The sequence below is a fragment of the Streptomyces sp. SID5464 genome (genome assembly GCF_009862985.1).
In the GTDB taxonomy this organism is placed as follows: Bacteria; Actinomycetota; Actinomycetes; order Streptomycetales; family Streptomycetaceae; genus Streptomyces; species Streptomyces chartreusis_D.
Genome location: NZ_WWIQ01000002.1, coordinates 142,016 through 158,793, shown reverse-complemented (window position 1 = coordinate 158,793; position 16,778 = coordinate 142,016). Strand labels below are relative to the sequence as shown.

Below are 16,778 nucleotides of genomic sequence, written 5' to 3'. Positions count from 1 at the left end.
GGGTGCCCGCAGTCAGCAGGCACCTCAGTCCAGCTGGCGACGCCGCTCCTCGCGGAGCCGCTGCTTCTCTGCCCGGGGCAGCTTTCGCTGGACTCCGACGCCGCCCCAGAAGGCGAAGCCGGTGATGACGACGCGTGGTGCGCCGGGGATGCCGGGGACGCCCTCCTCCTGGTGGTCGAAGCCGCCCATGATGCCGATGCCGCGGACGACGACCTCCACGCCGGGCGGGACGATGACGTCCACCCCGCCCATGATCGCGATCGCGTTGATCTCGACCTCGCGGTCCGCGAAGTTCGCCTCGCGCAGGTCGATCTCCCCGCCGCCGCAGAGGGCGAGGCAGGTGAACCGCCGGGGCATCGTCCAGCGCCCCTTGCGCTGGAAGCCGGACATCACGGCCACGGCCCACGACGAGGAGCCCTCCCCGCCGACGATCCGCCCGGACCAGTTCGAGCCGTCCGGGCCGGCGGCGGGCTCCTTGGTCAGTGACACGGAGGGCGCCGTGACGCCCGCGGCCGGCAGGTCCCGGGTGATCGGCGTCAGTTCCCCGTACGTCCGCGCCTGATACGTGGCGTCCAGCCGCTCCTCGAACTCCGACATGTCGAGACGGCCCTCCGCGAGGGCGTCCCGGAGGATTTCGGCGACCCGTTCACGGTCGGCGTCGGAGGCGCGGAGGTCCGGGACTGAGTCGTCGGTCATACACAGCAGATTACGAGTTCACCCGGCCGGGGGCTACGAGATCGCCCGCTCGGCCTGTTCCGCGTACATTTTCGCGATCACCGCCTCGATGTCCGGCTCCCGCACCGACAGGTCCACCAGCGGGTACTCCGCCGCGATCCGCGCGACGAGCGGTGCCGCGGATTCCGCCGCCGGGAACGCCAGCCACTGCCGCGGGCCGTCCACCCGGACGACCCGGGCGGGCGCCGGGGCGTCGATCGGCGGCAGTTCCCGCTCCAGGTCCACCACCAGGGTCCGCTCGCTCTCCCCCGCCTCGTGCAGCCCGGCGAGCGGGCCGTCGTACATCAGGCGTCCGTGGTCGATGACCATCACCCGCTTGCACAACTGCTCGATGTCCTGGAGGTCGTGCGTGGTCAGCAGCACCGTCGTGCCGCGCTCGGCGTTCAACTCCCGCAGGAACTCCCGCACCTTGGACTTGGAGACGACGTCGAGGCCGATGGTCGGCTCGTCGAGGTACAGCACCTCCGGGTCGTGCAGCAGGGCCGCGGCGATGTCGCCGCGCATCCGCTGCCCGAGCGAGAGCTGCCGTACCGGCACGTCCAGCAGGTCGCCCAGGTCGAGGAGTTCGACCAGACGGCCGAGGTTCTCGCGGTAACGGGCGTCCGGGATCCGGTACATGCGGTGCATCAGCCGGTACGAGTCGACCAGCGGGAGGTCCCACCACAGGGTGGTGCGCTGCCCGAACACCACGCCGATGCGGTGCGCGAGGCGGGTGCGTTCGCGGGAGGGGTCGATGCCGGCGACCCGGAGCCGGCCGGCGCTCGGTGTGAGGATGCCGGTCAGCATCTTGATCGTGGTCGACTTGCCGGCGCCGTTCGGGCCGATGTAGCCGACCATCTCGCCGCGTTCCACGCGGAAGGAGATCGAGTCGACGGCCCGGACCTGCCGCCGCTCCCGTTTCATGAAGCCGGTCTTCTTGCGCACGTCGAAGACCTTCTCGACGCCGTCGAGTTCGATGAACCCGCCGTCCGCTCCGGTCGACCCGTCGTCCATTCCGGTCAGCCCGCTGTCCATGCCGGTCACCTCAACTCCCTGTACTCCGGTACGAACGAAGCCCCACCCGCCATGCCATCCCCGCCAGCGCGCAGCAGGCCACCGCCACCAGCGGCGACGTGAAGGCCGCCCACCCGGGCAACTCGACCGGGTACGGCCGGCCCAGCACGTAGGCGGCGGGGACCCAGTTGACGAAGGCGAGCGGCAGCATGAAGGTCACGCCGCGCACCAGGTCCTTCCCGAACACCGTCGGCGGATACTGGAGCAGCGTGGTCCCGCCGTACGTGAACGCGTTCTGCACCTCGGCGGCGTCCTGGGCGAAGATCTGGAAGGCCGCGCCCGCCACGAACACCGCCGAGAAGATCGCCGCGCCGCTGACCACCATCACCGGCACCAGCAGCGCCTTCGGCGCGCTCCAGTCGACGTCGACCGAGGCCAGCGCCCAGCCCAGGACCACCGCGCCCTGGGTGATCCGGCCCAGCCGGCGCAGCGCGAAGCGGTCGGCGCCGACCTGGGCGAGCACCGGCGCGGGACGCACGAGCAGGATGTCGAACGAGCCGTCGCGCATCCGGGCACCCAGGACGTCCATCGAGCCGAGCACCAGGTCGGCGATCCCGAACGCCGTCACCGACAGCCCGTACAGGAAGGCGATCTCGGGCAGTGACCAGCCGCCCAGCGAGTCGACCTGGGAGAACATCAGCAGGATCCCCACGAAGTCCAGGCCGGTGACCAGCAGGTTGCCGAACACCGTGACGACGAAGGAGGTGCGGTAGGTCATGCTGGACCGCACCCACATCCCGGCGATCAACCGGTAGGCCCGCAGGCCCTCCAGCAGGACGCTCCGCTCACCCACCCTGCACCACCACCCGGCGCGTCGCGGCCGACTGCACCAGCCGCCCCGCCGCGAGCAGCGCCACGGCCCACGCCGCCTGGAAGGCGAACGCCCCGAGCGGGTCGGTCTCCCCCATCAGCACGTCCGCCGGCATCTGGATCTGCGCCGCCCACGGCAGCACCCGCACGATGTCGCCGAACACGCCCGGGAAGGCGTTCAGCGGCAGCACCATGCCCGAGAAGAAGACCCCCGTGATCATCAGCACCTGGTTGACGCCCATGCCGTCCATGAGCCAGAACACGCTCAGGGCCGCCAGGTAGCGGATCGCGAAGCTGACGACCGCCGCCAGCAGGAGCGTGACCACGAAGGCCGCCCAGGGGGTGACCGACGTCGGCAGCGTCATGGGGAAGAAGACCGCGCCGAACGCGAAGGGGACGACGCCCCGCCCCAGCATCTGGAACAGCGCCCGCCCCACGTCGCCCGCCAGCCACCACAGCTGGAGATCGGCCGGCCGGTACAGGTCGACGGCGATCTCACCGGTGCGGATGCGCTCCATCAGGTCCTTCTCGGCGCCGCCGCCCTGGATGGCGAGGGTCGCGTAGAGGCACTGTCCCAGCCACACGTAGGTCACGGCCTGCGCCTGGTCGTACCCTCCCAGGTGCGGCTTCTCGTCCCACAGCGCCAGGTAGGTGTAGACGAGGATGACGCCGAAGACCGTGTTGGTGAACACCCCGGCCACGGTGGCCGCCCGATACGTCGCGTACCGCCTGAAGCCCCCCGCCGCGACGGCCGCGTACAACCGTCCCGAGCCCACATCCACAGCCCTCCTCGCCGCCGGGCACCGAAGCGCAGGAGCCTAGTGGACCGGCGATCACGCGTGCCACGGGTTTTCCCGCCCCCGGGAAACGCCGTCGGGCGCCCCACGGGGAGTTCGCGCACCGGCCCAGACGGTACGATCCAGTCCGTCCGCGTGGGCCGAGGCGCCCGCCCTTCAGGCGAATCTCGCGCAGGCAGGATCGCTGTTCGAACAGACATGCAGGATGGCCCGGTTCACTCTGCGCCCGTCCCGTGCGTTCGCCCACGCGCCGCCCGCCTCGCCACACGGCTCACGACACGGCCCTCGGTCAGGGAACTGATCGCCGGATGGGACAGTCTTCATCACAGGGGCGCAAGAGCGAGCAGAGACGTACGGGAACGACGTACGACGCGAAACAGGAGTCCGTGCACGACATGAGTGACGAGCCTCAGCCGCAGCAGCCGACACCGGGCTGGGCACCGAGAGAGCCGCAGGCGGACGGCGACCCGACCACGCCGGAGAACCGGCCGGCCGGGAAACCGAAGCGCACCGGCTGGCGCCGGGTGATCCCGACCTGGCGCATGACGCTCGGCGCCTTCATCATCGTCGCCCTGCTGCTGGTCGGCGGCTTCTTCCTCGGCTACTCGCTGGTGCAGATCCCACCGGCCAACGCGCTCGCCACCAAGCAGGCCAACGTCTACCTCTACGCGGACGGCTCGGTGATCGCCCGCGACGGCGAGGTCAACCGGGAGAACGTCACCCTCCCGCAGATCTCCAAGGACGCCCAGCACGCGATCCTGGCCGCCGAGGACCGCGACTTCTACACCGAGTCCGCCGTCGACCCCAAGGCCATGCTCCGCGCGGCCTGGAACACGGCCCTCGGCAAGGGCAAGCAGTCCGGCTCCACGATCACGCAGCAGTACGTGAAGAACTACTACCTGCGCCAGGAACAGACCGTCACGCGCAAGGCCAAGGAGTTCTTCATCGCGATCAAGCTGGACCGCGAGGTCAGCAAGGACCACATCCTCGAGGGCTACCTCAACACCAGCTACTTCGGCCGCAACGCCTACGGCATCCAGGCCGCCGCCCAGGCCTACTACGGCATGGACGCCACGGACCTCGACCCGGCCCGCGCCGCCTACCTCGCCGCCCTCGTCAACGCGCCCAGCCAGTACGACGTCGTCGCCCACCCCGAGAACCGCAAGGCCGCCGAGGCCCGCTGGAACTACGTCCTGGACGGCATGGTCAAGAAGGGCTGGCTCGGCGAGTCCGAGCGGGCCGGCATGAAGTTCCCGGTGCCGAAGGAGTCCACCCTCTCCACCGGCATGTCCGGGCAGCGCGGCTACATCGTGCGGACCGTCAAGGACTACCTCACCCAGAACAAGATCATCGACGAGAGGCAGCTCGACGCGGGCGGCTACCGCATCACCACGACGCTCCAGAAGCCCCGGCAGGACGCGTTCGTGAAGGCCGTCAACGACAAGCTGATGGACAAGCTGGACAAGAAGAACAACAAGGTCGACCGCTACGTCCGCGCGGGCGGCGCCTCCGTCGACCCCAAGACCGGCGAGGTCGTGGCGATGTACAACGGCATCGACTACGTCAAGCAGTACACCCCGAACGCCACCCGCAGGGACTTCCAGGTCGGCTCCACCTTCAAGCCGTTCGTGTTCACCGCCGCCGTCGAGAACCACTCGGAGACCCAGGACGGCCGCGTGATCACCCCGAACACGATCTACGACGGCACCAACAAGCGCCCCGTCCAGGGCTGGTCCGGCGATCCCTACGCCCCCGAGAACGAGGACCAGCGCTCCTACGGCGACATCACCGTCACCGAGGCGACCGACAGTTCCGTGAACTCGGTGTACGCGCAGATGGCGGCCGACGTGGGCCCCTCGAAGGTCAAGCAGACCGCGATCGACCTCGGCATCCCCGAGGCCACCCCCGACCTCGCCGACGGCCCCGCCATCGCGCTCGGCACGGCCACCGCCAGCGTCCTCGACATGGCGGAGGCCTACGCCACGCTCGCCAACCACGGCCGGCACGGCACGTACACCATGGTCAAGAAGGTCACCAAGGAGGGCTCGCCGATCGAGCTGCCGGAGCGGCGCACCCGGCAGGCGGTGAGCCGCGAGGCCGCCGACACCACCACCTCGATGCTGCAGAGCGTCGTCCAGAACGGCACGGCCTCCGCCGCGCAGGGCTTGGGCCGCCCCGTCGCCGGCAAGACCGGCACCGCCGAGGAGGACACGGCGGCCTGGTTCGCGGGCTACACCCCCGATCTCGCGACGGTCGTCTCCGTCATGGGCCAGGACCCGGTCACCGCCGCCCACAAGTCGCTGTACGGCGCGATGGGCCTGCCCCGCGTCAACGGCGGCGGGGCGCCCACGGAGATCTGGACCCAGTTCACCCAGGACGCCCTCAAGGGCAAGCCCGTCAAGGAGTTCGACCTCAGGCTCCAGCCCGGCGCCGACGCCTCGCAGGCCCCCGGCACCGAGCCCCCGGCCGACCCCACCACGGGCGGCACCACCGACGGCGGCAGCACGTCCACCGGCGGCCAGGAGACCGGCACCGAGACGCCCGGCCAGTCCCCGAGCGCACCCGAGGGGCAGACCCAGGGCCAGACCGACGGCGGCACCACCGACGGCAGCACGGGCGGCGAGTCCCCGACCGGCGGCGGCACCGCGGACGGCGGGACCGGCGACGGCGGCACCGCCACCGACGGCGGCACGACCGACGGCGGTACGACGGAGGGCGGCGGCGACGCGACCGACGGCGGCGCGACGGGCGGCCCGACGGGCCCCGGCTGGGGCGTGGTCCCGCAGGGCGCGCGCCGCGAATAGGGCCGGCCTCAGTGGCCTGACGTCGCCTTCAGCCCCACCACGGCGACCAGCAGCAGGCCCACGAAGAAGATCCGGGCGGCGGTGGCCGGCTCCCCCAGCACGGCCATGCCGAACACCGCCGCCCCGGCCGCCCCGATGCCCACCCACACGCCGTAGGCGGTACCGATGGGCAGGGTCTTGGCGGCCTGGGACAGCAGCAGCATGCTGGCGACGATGCCGGCACCGGTGAGAACGCTGGGGAGCGGACGCGTGAACCCGTCGGTGTACTTCATGCCGACGGACCACCCGACTTCGAGCAGACCGGCGACGACGAGCAGAACCCAGGCCATGACGGGCACCTCCGGGAAACGGGCTGACGGTGTGGGTGCGTCGTCTTTGCCTTCGTCCCGGTACGGCGCGTCTCGTCGGGGTCACTCCAACGTAGCAAAGCAACGGCGGAGGGGCCGGTGACGGTCGTCACCGGCCCCTCCGCCGTTGCTGCCCGGACTGCGGATCCGGACTACAGAGCCGGACTACAGATAGAGACCCGTCGAGTCCTCCGAGCCCTCGAACCGGTCCGCGGCCACGGCGTGCAGATCACGCTCGCGCATGAGCACGTACGCGATACCGCGCACCTCGACCTCGGCGCGGTCCTCCGGGTCGAACAGAACCCGGTCGCCCGGCTCCACGGTCCGTACGTTCTGCCCCACCGCGACGACCTCGGCCCAGGCCAGCCGCCGGCCGACCGCCGCCGTGGCGGGGATCAGGATGCCGCCGCCGGAACGCCGCTCGCCCTCGCTGGTGTCCTGCCGCACGAGTACGCGGTCGTGCAGCATCCGGATGGGCAGCTTGTCGGGATGGGTGCTGTGCTCGTTTCTCTTGGCGCTCACGCCCTGAAACCTACCTGTCCTCCCCGAGAACGTACGCGGTCGGGTCAGCCCTTGCGCCGCCGCGTGCTGACGGCGAGCAGCCCGACCAGACCGACGACGACGAGCGCGACGGGCACGACCCGCTCCAGCCGCGGCGCCCCGTCCTCGTCCACGAACCGGGACCGCACGTCCGTGACGGCCCGGTTGACCTCCACGTACGCCCGCCCGAGGGTGTGATCGATGTTGGACGCGACCTTGGCCTTGGCGTCCCCGACGATGGTCTTCGGGTGCACCCGCACGCCGATCTCGTCGAGGGTCTCGGCCAGGGTCGCGCGGCGGCGCCTGATGTCCGCCTCGATCTGCGCCGGGGTTCTGGTGTCCGCCGTGTCCGCCACCGTGTCGCCTCCGAAGTCGGTGTGAAGCCTGTGCGGACAGTCTGTCAGCTCCACGGCTCATCGCACTGCCCCGACCCCCGGTTACGCTGGTCCGATGAGCGAGCGACTCCAGCCGGGGGACGTGGCCCCCGCCTTCACCCTGCCCGACGCCGACGGCACCGAGGTGTCCCTGTCGGACCACAAGGGCCGCAAGGTCATCGTGTACTTCTACCCGGCCGCCCTCACCCCCGGATGCACCAAGCAGGCCTGCGACTTCACGGACAACCTGGAGCTGCTGGCCGGCGCGGGCTACGAGGTGATCGGCATCTCCCCCGACAAGCCCGAGAAGCTGGCCAAGTTCCGTGACAAGGAGTCGCTGAAGGTCACCCTCCTCGCCGACCCGGACAAGCAGGTGCTGGAGGCCTACGGCGCCTTCGGCGAGAGGAAGCTGTACGGCAAGACGGTCGTCGGCGTCATCCGCTCCACGGTGATCGTGGACGAGGAGGGCAAGGTCGAACGGGCCCTGTACAACGTCAAGGCGACGGGCCACGTGGCCAAGATCATCAAGGATCTGGGGATCTGATCCGGTCGAGCGGGGCGCGGACGACCGACGCGGGCCGAGATGATCTCGGCCCGCGTCGGAGACCGAGCGGGTCAGGCCGACTCGAGCAGGGTCGTATAGGCCCCTTCGGCAGCCCGGCCCTGCGCCGTGCCGGGCGGGGTGTGGGCGAGGAACTCGCTGGTCGAACCGCTCTGCACGAGACGTCCGCCCACCAGGACGGACACGTGATCGGCCTCTTCGGCGAGGTCGGTCACGTCGTGCGTGGACAGCAGGATGCGGACCTCGCCCTTGACCGAGGCGAGGAGATCGCGGAAGACCCGTCGCTGACGTGGGTCCATGCCGGCCGTGGGTTCGTCCAGGAGGAGCACCCGTGCGTCGTGGACCAGGGCGCAGGCCACACCCACGCGCCTCAGCTGGCCGCCCGAGAGCCGGCCGGTGCGGGTGGCGGCGTGCTTCGACATCTCGACGCGGGACAGCGCCCGAGGAGCGCTGGCCCAGGCATCGCCCCTGCTCATTCCCTTCAGCCAGCCCACGTAAGCGACGTACTCGCGTGCCGTGAGCGAGGGCAGGGGGGTGATGTTCTGCGGCATCCAGGCCACCGTCCGCCGGTAGTCCTTGCTCCTCGCGTCGAGTCCGTCCCACGTCACGGTTCCCCGCTGGGGCGTGGTGACGGCAGCGGCCAGCTGCAGCATCGTGGACTTCCCGGCCCCGTTCGGTCCGAGCAGGATGGTCAGCCCGTCCGGAAGGCGGTAGGTGAAGTCCTTCAGCACGGCAGCCCGCCGTCGGCCGTAGGCGAAGGTGCAGGAATCGAGAACAAGCGTCATGCGGCTCTCCGTGCGAAGCGGTTCGGTGGAAGGAGGTGGGCACCGACGCCGACGGTGAGCATCAAGAGGGCTCCCGTGGAGGCGTACCAGGTGTCGGGCGGTTCGAGGAGTACGGTCCACGGGTAGGCGTCGCCGGGTGCTCTCATGCCGAAGAGCACGCCGAGCAGCGGCCACAGTGCGGGAACGAGGATTGCGGATCTCCCGAAGAGAGCCCCGCACAGCAGGGTGAGGCCGGCGAGGAAGGCCGTGTTGCGGCCCAGTGTCTCGGCGGATGCGGCTCCGGTGATCATGGCGATCAGTTCACCCACGGCACTTGCGAGGGCCACCACGCCGAGCGCGAGCAGGACGTCGAAAAACCTGACGGGCCGGATTCCGGTGTTCTCGGCGGCGTCCAGCCGGGTGTGCAGACAGTCGAAGAGGACCGAGGTCAGCACGAGCGGGACGAGTGTGGCGGCCTGCACGAGCTCGGAGCCGCCGGACCAGATGGAGGGCAGGAAGAGGGGGGTGTCCTGAACGGTCGCCGCCAGCAGCGCGAACATCAGGAAACCCAGGGGCAGCCGGGTGTGGGCGCGGCGGGCGCGCAGCCACCACATCACGTTGTCGTCCCGTCTTCCTGGCAGGCCTCCGCCACGGTCGTCTCGTACCAGTCCATTTGCCGGGCCTCGCTCAACCGCAGGACCTTCGCCACCCCGTCCTGGATACGGCTGCGTTCCTGAGGGGTGAAATCGGGTTCGGAGCTGAGCCGTCTCAAGTAGGTGTCCGCCTGCCCGACTTTGGAGGACACCCAGTAGTACACGAGGCGGGCGGGGCCGGTGGCGGGAGGGGCGCATTCGAAATGCACCACTTCGCGGGCGACCTGGTAGCGGACGGTGCCGGTCGCCTCGCCGACCCCGAGTGGGACGGTCCAGTCGTCCTTCGTGGACGGCTCGGGATACCGCAGGTTGAGAGAGGTGTCCTTGATGGTCGTCGGTTCGGCGGGCAGACCGGCTCGACGCAGGGATTCCAGCGTCGCCTCCGCCTCCTCGGTGAGAGCGGAGATGTGTTCGGCGCGCGCCTCGGGCACACAGATGCGGGGGGACTGTCCGGCACAGGCGATCGCGCCGTGCCCGGTGCTCCGGGGGCCTATGTAGCTCCAGTCGCTGACCAAGGAGAACGATCCGAACGCGCAGGCGATGACGAGTGCTCCCGCGACGGCTCCGCGCAGCCAGCGGGAAACAGGTGCCCAGAGCAGAGCCATGGCGACGGCGGACCCGACGGCGAGCAGGAGGGGAGCCGCGAGGGCGGCGGCGGTGGGCAGTTCGCCGAACATCATCTTTCCGGCGAAGAGGCCGGTGAGGTGCCGGGGCCACGGTGTCTCCAGTCCCGTGGACCAGCCGACGGCCAGGAAGTCGGTGACCGCGATGATCGGCACTACGGCGATGTGCCGAACGGTGGCTCCGACGGCGAATCCGACGATGCCGTGGGCGACGCAGAGCACCAGTGCGAAGGCCAGCAGCGTGAGGCCGGGCACGTCGGGCGCGACCTGCTCCTGGACGAGGGCGCACAGCGTGGGGAGGATGAGGAGCGACCAGGCCAGCGCGACGACGGGCGACAGGTGCTGTGCGGCGATGGTGTAGCGCGATCGCACCGCCCCCAGCCTCCAGATTCCGGAGGCTCCCAGCTTCCGCGCCTCCCAGGCGGCGAGGCCCGAGGCGACCGCGAAGGCCACGGGCAGCAGGTTGCGCAGCACCGCGTCGACCACGGTGGCGGAGTAGCCCAGCGGATCGATGCGGAGGTCGTCACCGAGATCGGTGGCGTAGTAGGCGAACACGAGAAGCAGGGCGACAGGCGCGACCCGCAGCGCGCTGCTGGACCTGATGAGTGTGAGGGGTTTCACTTCTTGGCTTCCTGGAGCGGTCCGAAAAGGGGGCGTGGTGCCTCGCCGTCGGCGAGGCACCACGCTGCAGAACACTGATCAGGAATCGGCGAGAGTGGTGTCGACTCCCGCATAGGTCGCCCACAGCAGGCAGCACGCGTTGCTTCCGCCGCCGACGTTGTCGAGCTGGAAGAAGTAGTCCGACTCCTGCGGCAGGCCGTTGTACTCGCCCCGGCTCGCGTAGGTCGTGCCGTTGAAGCAGTTGGTGAAGGTCTTCTCACCGTAGAAGTCGTTGGCCGACAGCGCGTCGTAGTCCCACAGCTCGACCCCGGTGGTCTTGCTGCCGCCCTGCACGGTGCAACCCTTGAAAATGATCTCCGTGTAGCTCTCGTCCGCCCAGTAGCGGGACTGCCCGTTGGCGCCGCCACCGTCCGTCCACGAGTTGATGCTGCTCGACCAGTTGGCCCAGGCACCCGAGGACAGCGCGAGGGTGAAGGCTGACGCCATCGCGACCACGGCGGATACGCGCTTGGAGGATCTGCCCGACATGCGGGAACTCCGAATCTCCCGCCCGATGCGGCCCCCCACGAGGCCTGTCCACATCAGGCGAGGCGTGGAAGCTATCGAACAGATGATCTTTCAGTCAATGTGACGTAAAAATCTCGTGCCTCTCAGCGCCGACCCGAGCCGGCCAGGTGAAGGGTATGAACGACCTGCACGGATGCGGTGATCCGGGTGGCCGGGCACTGCGGTCGCGAAGGAACTCCAGGCCACGCGGGTGGCGACGGCCCGCTCGACGAGCGGGCGAATCTTCGCGGGAGAGCGACCGTGGCAGACGGCCCAGACCTCCTGCCGCACCACCTCCGGCGACAGCGACCGAAGCATTTCAGCCGACCCTCCTTGAAAGAGCTTTCAGCTACTGGTATGCGTCCGGCTCCTCCAACTGCCCATCGGAGAAGGACAGTTACCGCAGGGCGTGGCATGGCGTGGCATGGCGGTCGATCACATCAACGGGGACGCCGGAGCCGGCGAGCGGCTCCCGGTACGATGACAGGCGGCTGGCGGCGGTGGCGCAACGGCGACGCAGCAGGTTTAGGTCCTGTGGCCCCTGACCGGGCTTGAGGGTTCGAATCCCTTCCGCCGCACGCAAAGAGGGGCCGCCCCGCTCGGGCGGCCCCTCCCTTGGTCCCTCAGCCCAGCAGCTCCCGAACCACCGGCACCAACGCCCGGAACGCCTTCCCCCGGTGACTGATGGCGTTCTTCTCCTGCGGGGTCAGTTCCGCGCAGGTGCGGGTCTCGCCCTCCGGCTGGAGGATCGGGTCGTAGCCGAAGCCGCCGGTGCCGGTCGGCTCGCGGCGCAGCACCCCCCGTAGCTGCCCCTCGACCACGCGCTCCGTGCCGTCGGGCAGGGCGAGGGCCGCCGCGCAGGCGAAGTGGGCGCCGCGGTGGTCGTCGGCGATGTCGGAGAGCTGGGCGAGGAGCAGGTCCAGGTTGGCCTTGTCGTCGCCGTGCCGGCCCGACCAGCGGGCGGAGAAGATGCCCGGGGCGCCGTTCAGGACGTCGACACAGAGGCCGGAGTCGTCGGCGACGGCCGGGAGCCCCGTCGCCCGGGCCAGGGCGTGGGCCTTCAGCAGCGCGTTCTCCGCGAAGGTGACGCCCGTTTCCTTGACGTCGGGGATGTCCGGGTAGGCGTCGGCCCCGACGAGTTCGTGGGGCAGCCCGGCTTCGGCGAGGATGGCGCGAAGTTCGGTGATCTTCCCGGCGTTACGGGTGGCGAGGATCAGGCGACTCATGGCCACACAGTAGCGAGCGGGCCAGGTCACTCGAAGCGCCGGGGAACATCGCCCAAGGGGCGCGGGGAACTGCGCGATCAGCCACGACGCACCCGCAGCCGGCCACCACCGGAACCCGGCAGACGAGTAGCCCGGCCCAGCGCGGCGTTACGGCGTGCAGACCTTGGTCAGTTCGCCCGCCGCGTCCGTGACCGGGCTGATGTCGGGCGTCTCGTCGCCGTTCTTGACCGCCGTACGGACGTTGCCGACAGCCTGGTTGAGGTCGTCGACGGCCTTGTTGACGTCCGCGTTGTCGGTCTTGTCGCCGATCTTGTCCAGGTTCTTGTCGATGGAGTCGAGGGACTCGTCGAGCTGCGTCGGGTCGTTCGCGGCGTTGTCCACGGCCTGCTGGAGTTCCGTGACGCTGTCGGCGATGGCGTCGGCGGTCTGGACGCAGTCCAGCGCCTTGTCCACGGCGGCGCAGCCGGTGGTGAGTCCGGCGGTCAGCGCGACGGCCGCCAGGGTGGCGGCGACGGCTGCGGTGCGACGTCGGCGGCTCGCGGCCATGGAACGGTCCCTCTCGTCGGTCGGGCCGGGCGGCCCGTGCGGCTGGCCGGACGCACAGGGATGAGCCGTGCGCCCGTACTCCTTCAGACGCGGGCGTGCTCGGCACGGTTGCCCGTGCCGAGCACCTGTCTTGGTGCGCCCTTTACTTTTGGAGGACGGTATCAAGCGCCGCGCGCTGGTGGGCGGCGAGTTCCGTGCAGCCGGCGACGGCGAGGTCGAGGAGGGCGTTGAGTTCGTCACGGGCGAAGGGTTCGGCCTCGGCGGTGCCCTGGACCTCGACGAAGCGGCCGTCGCCGGTGCAGACGACGTTCATGTCGGTGTCGGCCTTGACGTCCTCCTCGTAGCAGAGGTCGAGGAGGGGGACGCCGCCGACGATGCCGACGGAGACGGCGCTGACGGTGCCGGTCAGGGGCTGGCGGCCGGCCTTGATGAGCTTCTTGCGCTGTGCCCAGGCGACGGCGTCCGCCAGGGCCACGTAGGCGCCGGTGATGGCCGCCGTGCGCGTGCCGCCGTCGGCCTGGAGGACGTCGCAGTCGAGGACGATGGTGTTCTCGCCGAGTGCCTTGTAGTCGATGACGGCGCGGAGCGAACGGCCGATGAGGCGGCTGATCTCGTGGGTGCGGCCGCCGATGCGTCCCTTGACGGACTCGCGGTCGCCGCGGGTGTTGGTGGAGCGGGGCAGCATGGAGTACTCGGCGGTGACCCAGCCTTCACCGCTGCCCTTGCGCCAGCGCGGGACGCCTTCCGTGACGGAGGCGGTGCAGAAGACCCTGGTGTCGCCGAAGGAAACGAGGACGGAGCCTTCGGCGTGCTTGCTCCAGCCGCGTTCGATGGTGATCGGGCGGAGTTGCTGGGGGGTGCGGCCGTCGATTCGAGACATGCCGCCGAGCCTATCCGTACATGCGGAAGGAGCCCCTCCCGCGGTGGGGAGGGGCCCTCGCAACCGACCCCGGGGGCCGGTCAGGGGGTGAAGCCCGGGACGATCCCCGCGCTTCACATCATGTCTTCGATCTCCGCGGCGATGGGGTCGGCGTCGGTGCCGATGACGACCTGGATCGCGCTGCCCATCTTGACGACGCCGTGGGCGCCGGCGGCCTTCAGGGCGGTCTCGTCGACCTTGGCGGGGTCCACGACCTCGGTCCGCAGGCGGGTGATGCAGCCCTCGACCTCTTCGATGTTGTCGATGCCGCCGAGCCCGGCAACGATCTTCTCAGCCTTGGTGGCCATGTTCGTTCTCCCTGATCCGAACCGCTTTGTCGCAGTAACCCACAGCCGGCCCGACTGTGCGAGCGGCGATGTCGTGGTGCCGAACGATGGTGTCACGTCAGTGTGCGACCGTCCGTTCGACTGGTCTACACCACGAGCCTGCCTCTCGACAAAGACGGGTTCCACTCGTTCGGCCTACCGTGCTACAACTGGTCTACACCACTCACTGGTGGAGGTCGCGCGGTGGAGACCGCGTTCCCCTTTTGAGACGCCGCCGTCCCCCGTCGAACTCTTCCTGGGCGGCGCCGTGCCCCATGGAGGAAGTTCATGTCCACAGCCACAGCCGCGCCCGCGAGCCCGAAGAAGGGGTCTGCGGTGATGGCGGTCCTGCAGCGTATCGGCCGCAGCCTCATGCTGCCCGTCGCCGTGCTGCCGGCCGCCGCCCTCCTGGTCCGCCTCGGCAACACCGACATGCTGGGGCGGGAGTCGTTCCCGGAGTTCATCACCAAGATCGCGGGCTTCATGACCGCGGGCGGCAACGCGATCCTCGACAACATGCCGCTGCTGTTCGCCGTGGGCATCGCGATCGGCTTCGCGAAGAAGTCGGACGGCTCGACCGCTCTCGCCGCCGTCGTCGGCTACCTGGTCTTCAAGAACGTGCTGGCCACGTTCACCGACGCCAACCTGCCCAAGGTGGCGACGGCGGTCGACGGCAAGGTCGTCATGACGGACGCGCCCGTCGACGCCAAGGTGCTCGGCGGTGTCGTCATGGGCCTCGTGGTGGCCCTGCTCTACCAGCGCTTCTACCGCACCAAGCTGCCCGACTGGGCGGGCTTCTTCGGCGGCCGCCGCCTGGTCCCGATCCTGTCCGCCTTCGCGGGCCTGGTCATCGGCATCGTCTTCGGCTACATCTGGCCGGTCCTCGGTACGGCCCTGCACAACTTCGGTGAGTGGCTGGTGGGCTCCGGGGCCGTCGGCGCGGGCATCTTCGGTGTCGCAAACCGTGCGTTGATCCCGATCGGCATGCACCACCTGCTGAACTCCTTCCCCTGGTTCCAGGCCGGCACCTACGAGGGCAAGAGCGGCGACATCGCCCGGTTCCTGGCGGGCGACCCGAGCGCCGGACAGTTCATGACCGGCTTCTTCCCGATCATGATGTTCGCCCTGCCGGCCGCCTGCCTGGCGATCGTGCACTGCGCCCGGCCCGAGCGCCGCAAGGTCGTCGGCGGCATGATGTTCTCCCTCGCGCTGACCTCGTTCGTCACGGGCGTCACGGAGCCGATCGAGTTCACCTTCATGTTCATCGCCCCGGTGCTGTACGCGATCCACGCCGTGCTGACCGGTGTCTCGATGGCGCTGACCTGGGCCCTGGGGATGAAGGACGGCTTCGGCTTCTCGGCCGGCGCTGTGGACTTCTTCCTGAACCTGGGCATCGCGACCAACCCATGGGGGCTGGCCCTGGTGGGCCTGTGCTTCGCGGCGGTCTACTACGTGGTCTTCCGCTTCGCGATCACCAAGTTCAACCTGCCGACGCCGGGCCGCGAGTCCGACGAGGAACTCGCCGAGCTCCAGAAGGCGGAGGCGAAGTAGCCGCACACGGTGAAGGCCCCGGAACCGCTTCGGTTCCGGGGCCTCGTCGTGCTCGGGTGCTCAGATCTCGTACGTCTGCCGGGGCGCCGCCAGGTCCACCGGACCGTCGTAGACCGCGCGGGCGTCGGCGAGGTTGGCCTGCGGGTCCGTCCACGGCGGGATGTGGGTGAGGACCAGACGCCGGGCACCTGCCCGGGCCGCCGTCTCGCCCGCCTCGCGGCCGTTGAGGTGCAGGTCGGGGATGTTCTCCTTGCCGTGCGTGAACGCCGCCTCACACAGGAACAGGTCGGCGTCCCGGGCGAGTTCGTCCAGGGCGGGGCTCACGCCGGTGTCGCCGGAGTACGTCAGGACCTTGCCGTCGTGTTCGACGCGGATGCCGTACGCCTCCACGGGGTGGGCCACCCGCTCGGTGTGCACCGTGAACGGGCCGATCTCGAAGGTGGACGGCTTGACCGTGTGGAAGTCGAAGACCTCGCTCATGGAGGAGGCGGAGGGGGTGTCGGCGTAGGCGGTGGTCAGCCGGTGTTCCGTGCCTTCCGGTCCGAAGACGGGCAGCGGATCACAGCGGCCGCCGTCGTGGCGGTAGTAGCGCGCGACGAAGTACGCGCACATGTCGATGCAGTGGTCGGCGTGCAGATGGCTGAGGAAGATCGCGTCGAGGTCGTAGAGACCGCAGTGGCGCTGCAACTCGCCCAGGGCACCGTTGCCCATGTCGAGAAGCAGCCGGAAGCCGTCGGCCTCGACGAGGTAGCTCGAGCAGGCCGATTCCGCGGACGGGAACGACCCCGAGCAGCCGACGACGGTGAGCTTCATGAAGCAGAAACCTCCGCTGGCGGGAATGTCTGAGAGGGGCGTCGGGGGTCGTGCGGTGCGTCGAGCGTAAGGCGCAAAACCTCCGGTCGCTCCTCCGCCAAGGGCTGTTGTGGGCGAACTCACCTGTGGTGTCACCGGTTCGGCTGGCAGCGCCGGGTGTGATCCTCG

The 16,778-nt window shown here is 69.8% G+C and carries 19 protein-coding genes, 1 tRNA gene and 1 riboswitch; of the genes, 4 read left to right on the top strand and 16 right to left on the bottom strand.

Features of this window, described 5'->3' with window-relative positions; all coding sequences use genetic code 11:
* Window positions 1-24 precede the first annotated feature (24 nt).
* The 4 genes from GTY47_RS02075 to GTY47_RS02060 are packed head-to-tail and all read right to left on the bottom strand — an operon-like array spanning window position 25 to window position 3,374.
* On the bottom strand, window positions 25-696 hold the full coding sequence (locus tag GTY47_RS02075) for a DUF1707 domain-containing protein (protein ID WP_010040027.1): 672 nt from the start codon (window positions 694-696) through the stop codon (window positions 25-27).
* 33 nt (window positions 697-729) lie between these two features.
* Window positions 730-1,749 carry an ATP-binding cassette domain-containing protein gene (locus tag GTY47_RS02070; RefSeq protein ID WP_010040025.1) on the bottom strand — a complete coding sequence of 340 codons (1,020 nt, stop codon included), beginning with the start codon at window positions 1,747-1,749 and terminating at the stop codon, window positions 730-732.
* Between the two features lie 10 nt (window positions 1,750-1,759).
* On the bottom strand, window positions 1,760-2,581 hold the full coding sequence (locus GTY47_RS02065) for an ABC transporter permease (RefSeq protein ID WP_010040022.1): 822 nt from the start codon (window positions 2,579-2,581) through the stop codon (window positions 1,760-1,762).
* Window positions 2,574-3,374, bottom strand: coding sequence for an ABC-2 family transporter protein (locus GTY47_RS02060; RefSeq protein WP_010040020.1), 801 nt, complete (start codon window positions 3,372-3,374; stop codon window positions 2,574-2,576). Before GTY47_RS02060 ends, GTY47_RS02065 begins: the two co-directional genes overlap by 8 nt.
* A gap of 416 nt (window positions 3,375-3,790) precedes the next feature.
* On the opposite strand from GTY47_RS02060, the gene GTY47_RS02055 reads away from it, so the two are divergent.
* Complete coding sequence (locus GTY47_RS02055) at window positions 3,791-6,199, top strand: transglycosylase domain-containing protein (RefSeq protein WP_040903217.1); 2,409 nt, start codon at window positions 3,791-3,793, stop codon at window positions 6,197-6,199.
* 8 nt (window positions 6,200-6,207) lie between these two features.
* Here the strand turns inward: GTY47_RS02055 and GTY47_RS02050 are convergent, their stop codons facing one another.
* The 3 genes from GTY47_RS02050 to GTY47_RS02040 all read right to left on the bottom strand — a co-directional run bounded on the left by GTY47_RS02050 (window position 6,208) and on the right by GTY47_RS02040 (window position 7,442).
* Window positions 6,208-6,528 (bottom strand): multidrug efflux SMR transporter, encoded by a 321-nt coding sequence (locus GTY47_RS02050; RefSeq protein ID WP_010040017.1) that lies wholly within the window; start codon window positions 6,526-6,528, stop codon window positions 6,208-6,210.
* A gap of 34 nt (window positions 6,529-6,562) precedes the next feature.
* A riboswitch (guanidine-III (ykkC-III) riboswitch) is annotated at window positions 6,563-6,629 on the bottom strand.
* Window positions 6,630-6,711: 82 nt separating this feature from the next.
* Entirely contained in the window at window positions 6,712-7,068 is a 357-nt protein-coding gene (locus tag GTY47_RS02045; protein ID WP_010040015.1) for a co-chaperone GroES, read from the bottom strand.
* Between the two features lie 44 nt (window positions 7,069-7,112).
* On the bottom strand, window positions 7,113-7,442 hold the full coding sequence (locus tag GTY47_RS02040) for a DUF3618 domain-containing protein (RefSeq protein WP_029181178.1): 330 nt from the start codon (window positions 7,440-7,442) through the stop codon (window positions 7,113-7,115).
* 94 nt (window positions 7,443-7,536) lie between these two features.
* Here GTY47_RS02040 and bcp point away from each other — a divergent pair, with 94 nt between their 5' ends.
* On the top strand, window positions 7,537-8,004 hold the full coding sequence (bcp, locus tag GTY47_RS02035) for a thioredoxin-dependent thiol peroxidase (protein ID WP_010040010.1): 468 nt from the start codon (window positions 7,537-7,539) through the stop codon (window positions 8,002-8,004).
* A 71-nt stretch (window positions 8,005-8,075) separates the two neighbouring features.
* On the opposite strand, the gene GTY47_RS02030 is transcribed toward bcp, so the two are convergent.
* The 4 genes from GTY47_RS02030 to GTY47_RS02015 all read right to left on the bottom strand — a co-directional run bounded on the left by GTY47_RS02030 (window position 8,076) and on the right by GTY47_RS02015 (window position 11,211).
* The gene (locus GTY47_RS02030; protein WP_029181177.1) at window positions 8,076-8,807 is read right to left on the bottom strand and encodes an ATP-binding cassette domain-containing protein; all 732 of its coding nucleotides are present in this window, start codon (window positions 8,805-8,807) and stop codon (window positions 8,076-8,078) included.
* On the bottom strand, window positions 8,804-9,400 hold the full coding sequence (locus GTY47_RS02025; RefSeq protein ID WP_010040003.1) for a hypothetical protein: 597 nt from the start codon (window positions 9,398-9,400) through the stop codon (window positions 8,804-8,806). Before GTY47_RS02025 ends, GTY47_RS02030 begins: the two co-directional genes overlap by 4 nt.
* The gene (locus GTY47_RS02020) at window positions 9,400-10,683 is read right to left on the bottom strand and encodes a hypothetical protein (RefSeq protein WP_010040001.1); all 1,284 of its coding nucleotides are present in this window, start codon (window positions 10,681-10,683) and stop codon (window positions 9,400-9,402) included. The genes GTY47_RS02025 and GTY47_RS02020 overlap by 1 nt, the downstream gene beginning before the upstream one ends.
* Window positions 10,684-10,761: 78 nt before the next feature.
* On the bottom strand, window positions 10,762-11,211 hold the full coding sequence (locus GTY47_RS02015) for a hypothetical protein (protein WP_231911171.1): 450 nt from the start codon (window positions 11,209-11,211) through the stop codon (window positions 10,762-10,764).
* Between the two features lie 512 nt (window positions 11,212-11,723).
* Here GTY47_RS02015 and GTY47_RS02010 point away from each other — a divergent pair.
* Window positions 11,724-11,807 (top strand) — tRNA-Leu (locus tag GTY47_RS02010).
* 45 nt (window positions 11,808-11,852) lie between these two features.
* On the opposite strand, the gene rdgB is transcribed toward GTY47_RS02010, so the two are convergent.
* The 4 genes from rdgB to GTY47_RS01990 form a co-directional block, all read right to left on the bottom strand.
* Window positions 11,853-12,455 carry an RdgB/HAM1 family non-canonical purine NTP pyrophosphatase gene (rdgB, locus tag GTY47_RS02005; RefSeq protein WP_010039999.1) on the bottom strand — a complete coding sequence of 201 codons (603 nt, stop codon included), beginning with the start codon at window positions 12,453-12,455 and terminating at the stop codon, window positions 11,853-11,855.
* 147 nt (window positions 12,456-12,602) lie between these two features.
* On the bottom strand, window positions 12,603-13,001 hold the full coding sequence (locus tag GTY47_RS02000; protein WP_010039997.1) for a hypothetical protein: 399 nt from the start codon (window positions 12,999-13,001) through the stop codon (window positions 12,603-12,605).
* Between the two features lie 142 nt (window positions 13,002-13,143).
* Complete coding sequence (gene rph / locus GTY47_RS01995) at window positions 13,144-13,881, bottom strand: ribonuclease PH (protein WP_010039995.1); 738 nt, start codon at window positions 13,879-13,881, stop codon at window positions 13,144-13,146.
* A 113-nt stretch (window positions 13,882-13,994) separates the two neighbouring features.
* Window positions 13,995-14,228: a PTS glucose/sucrose transporter subunit IIB gene (locus GTY47_RS01990; RefSeq protein ID WP_010039992.1), complete on the bottom strand. Its 234-nt coding sequence runs from the start codon at window positions 14,226-14,228 to the stop codon at window positions 13,995-13,997.
* 306 nt (window positions 14,229-14,534) lie between these two features.
* Here GTY47_RS01990 and GTY47_RS01985 point away from each other — a divergent pair, with 306 nt between their 5' ends.
* Window positions 14,535-15,797 carry a PTS transporter subunit EIIC gene (locus GTY47_RS01985; protein ID WP_029181175.1) on the top strand — a complete coding sequence of 421 codons (1,263 nt, stop codon included), beginning with the start codon at window positions 14,535-14,537 and terminating at the stop codon, window positions 15,795-15,797.
* A gap of 60 nt (window positions 15,798-15,857) precedes the next feature.
* Here GTY47_RS01985 and GTY47_RS01980 read toward each other — a convergent pair whose 3' ends face one another.
* Window positions 15,858-16,610: an MBL fold metallo-hydrolase gene (locus GTY47_RS01980; RefSeq protein WP_010039988.1), complete on the bottom strand. Its 753-nt coding sequence runs from the start codon at window positions 16,608-16,610 to the stop codon at window positions 15,858-15,860.
* Between the last annotated feature and the right edge of the window lie 168 nt (window positions 16,611-16,778).

What these genes read in the sequence shown, in the direction of transcription:
- GTY47_RS02050 (WP_010040017.1), bottom strand. Translation starts at nt 6,528, where the DNA reads ATGGCCTGGGTTCTGCTCGTCGTCGCCGGTCTGCTCGAAGTCGGGTGG.
- GTY47_RS01980 (WP_010039988.1), bottom strand. Translation starts at nt 16,610, where the DNA reads ATGAAGCTCACCGTCGTCGGCTGCTCGGGGTCGTTCCCGTCCGCGGAA.
- bcp (WP_010040010.1), top strand. Translation starts at nt 7,537, where the DNA reads ATGAGCGAGCGACTCCAGCCGGGGGACGTGGCCCCCGCCTTCACCCTG.
- GTY47_RS02070 (WP_010040025.1), bottom strand. Translation starts at nt 1,749, where the DNA reads ATGGACAGCGGGCTGACCGGAATGGACGACGGGTCGACCGGAGCGGAC.
- GTY47_RS02055 (WP_040903217.1), top strand. Translation starts at nt 3,791, where the DNA reads ATGAGTGACGAGCCTCAGCCGCAGCAGCCGACACCGGGCTGGGCACCG.
- GTY47_RS02025 (WP_010040003.1), bottom strand. Translation starts at nt 9,400, where the DNA reads ATGTGGTGGCTGCGCGCCCGCCGCGCCCACACCCGGCTGCCCCTGGGT.
- GTY47_RS01990 (WP_010039992.1), bottom strand. Translation starts at nt 14,228, where the DNA reads ATGGCCACCAAGGCTGAGAAGATCGTTGCCGGGCTCGGCGGCATCGAC.
- GTY47_RS02030 (WP_029181177.1), bottom strand. Translation starts at nt 8,807, where the DNA reads ATGACGCTTGTTCTCGATTCCTGCACCTTCGCCTACGGCCGACGGCGG.
- GTY47_RS02075 (WP_010040027.1), bottom strand. Translation starts at nt 696, where the DNA reads ATGACCGACGACTCAGTCCCGGACCTCCGCGCCTCCGACGCCGACCGT.
- rdgB (WP_010039999.1), bottom strand. Translation starts at nt 12,455, where the DNA reads ATGAGTCGCCTGATCCTCGCCACCCGTAACGCCGGGAAGATCACCGAA.
- GTY47_RS01985 (WP_029181175.1), top strand. Translation starts at nt 14,535, where the DNA reads ATGTCCACAGCCACAGCCGCGCCCGCGAGCCCGAAGAAGGGGTCTGCG.
- GTY47_RS02000 (WP_010039997.1), bottom strand. Translation starts at nt 13,001, where the DNA reads ATGGCCGCGAGCCGCCGACGTCGCACCGCAGCCGTCGCCGCCACCCTG.
- rph (WP_010039995.1), bottom strand. Translation starts at nt 13,881, where the DNA reads ATGTCTCGAATCGACGGCCGCACCCCCCAGCAACTCCGCCCGATCACC.
- GTY47_RS02015 (WP_231911171.1), bottom strand. Translation starts at nt 11,211, where the DNA reads ATGTCGGGCAGATCCTCCAAGCGCGTATCCGCCGTGGTCGCGATGGCG.